The organism is Alkalibacillus haloalkaliphilus C5 (assembly GCF_000269905.1).
Lineage (GTDB): Bacteria > Bacillota > Bacilli > Bacillales > Alkalibacillaceae > Alkalibacillus > Alkalibacillus haloalkaliphilus_A.
The window spans coordinates 1-1,861 of the sequence record NZ_AKIF01000249.1; the positions used below are offsets into that span (position 1 = coordinate 1).

General features: G+C 41.7%; 1 protein-coding gene. It reads right to left on the reverse strand.

What is annotated here, in order from left to right; genetic code table 11:
- Positions 1-82: 82 nt before the first annotated feature.
- Positions 83-1,366 (reverse strand): group II intron reverse transcriptase/maturase, encoded by a 1,284-nt coding sequence (gene ltrA / locus A194_RS0116095; RefSeq protein WP_029425455.1) that lies wholly within the window; start codon positions 1,364-1,366, stop codon positions 83-85.
- Positions 1,367-1,861 lie beyond the last annotated feature (495 nt).

The following is a 1,861-nucleotide window of genomic DNA, read 5'->3' on the forward strand; positions in this document are numbered from 1 at the left end:
AATCGAGTAGGAGGAGGTGATTAACCTCCGACCTCTCACACCACCGTACGTACGGTTCCGTATACGGCGGTTCAATTTTATATTAAGCACGTACTTTCTTATAATGTTGTGCAGAAGAGATTAGTCCGAATTGGGCTAGTCTCTTATTGGTTATAGTGGTTGTAAGAATCCAGGAATAAGCGGTGCGGACCGCACCTTTACTTGTATTACTGTTCCTGTAGGCATTATATCTACTCATGCCTAGTTTGATTAAATTCTTTCTCCGATTCTTAGGTGTTTTCCACTTCGTCCATATGCACGCTCTTAGACGATTTCTCGTGTGAGAGTCAATTCGCTCCAGTAGGCTTTTCATATAACCTATTCTAAAGTAATTAACCCAACCTCTTATGAGTTGGTTAATCCGTGTCACTTGATACTTCGTATCTACACTCCAGCTTCTTTTTGTTAATTGCTTCAGTTTATATTTGAACGTTTCGACCGATTTCTGGTGTGGCTTTGCTTTATACTCATTACTTTGGTAGTCTTTAAAGAAGCCAAAACCAAGAAACTTTAGGTCAGGATTATTGGGTTTGGTCACTTTTGATTTTGTTGTGTTGACGATTAGGCCAAGCTTTTCTTCGATGAACTTTGATACCGATCGCATAACACGATTGGCAGACATTTCGCTTTTGACCATGATGATACAATCATCAGCGTACCTAACGAAACGGAGTCCTCGGTTTTCAAGCTCTTGGTCTAATTCATTCAACATGATGTTACTTAACAGAGGGGATAAATTACCACCTTGCGGTGTTCCTATGATTGTCTCCTTATACCCTTCATCGAGTTGCACTCCACTTACTAGAAATTTTCTGATGAGTGAGATGACATCACCATCTTTCACCGTTCTCGATATTAGGTTCATTAAACGGTCATGATTGACCGTATCAAAGAAACGTTCGAGGTCTATATCCACTACCCATTCGTAACCTTCATTCATAAATTCAAGCGACTGACGTATTGCCATTTCAGCGTTCCGTCCTGGTCTAAACCCATAACTGTGTTCATGAAACTGTTGATTAAATTTAGGAGTGAGAACTTGGGTTATAGCTTGTTGGATAACCCTATCAACTACGGTTGGAATCCCTAATAGGCGAACTCCACCATTATCTTTAGGAATCTCGACCCTTTTAACTGGGGCTGGTTGGTAATCTCTTTGTTTGATTCGACGGATAATATCCTTTTTATTTTCTAACATGTGTGGTGGTAGTTCTTTGATTGTCATACCATCTACACCTGCGGCACCTTTGTTTTTAATGACTTGTTTCTGTGCCTGGTCAAGGTTATCCTTTCTTAGAATCCTGTCTAAAAGTTTCTCGTCATACATGCTTGTTACTTCCTTTCCTTCTCGTAAAGTCGGTATCCACTTTAACGCGGTATGCCAGTGGTCTTTTTCCTCTTCCAATCAAGATTTCCATAACCATAAAATTGTTCAGCCCTTCGCTCTTTCTAACTTTCGTTAGACGTCTTCACTACTACGGCTTCGGCTGACTTCTCACCACCCAAACTTATATCACTACAAGTCTTTGGTGTAGGTGTTGAGACCTCCCCGGTTAAGGTGTGAGCTCTTTCACTCCATCTATCTGCCATATTTACACCGTATGATATGAGTAGCTATAGGACTTCAACTTCTTTGGCAGTCTTATCCTCATACGTTGCCTCTTATATGGTTTCTGTTCGTCAAACCAGAGGTTTGTCTAGGGCTTCCTTCAGATTCCACGTCACCGTGGACACCCTTGCCTTCGACTATGTGCTTACCGCTACCAGGTCGCACTCGGGACTTTCACCCGTTAGAGCTCACCCATGCCGGGCAAACCAAAAA

Coding starts and splice junctions, on each gene's coding strand:
- ltrA (WP_029425455.1), bottom strand. CDS start 1,366: ATGTATGACGAGAAACTTTTAGACAGGATTCTAAGAAAGGATAACCTT.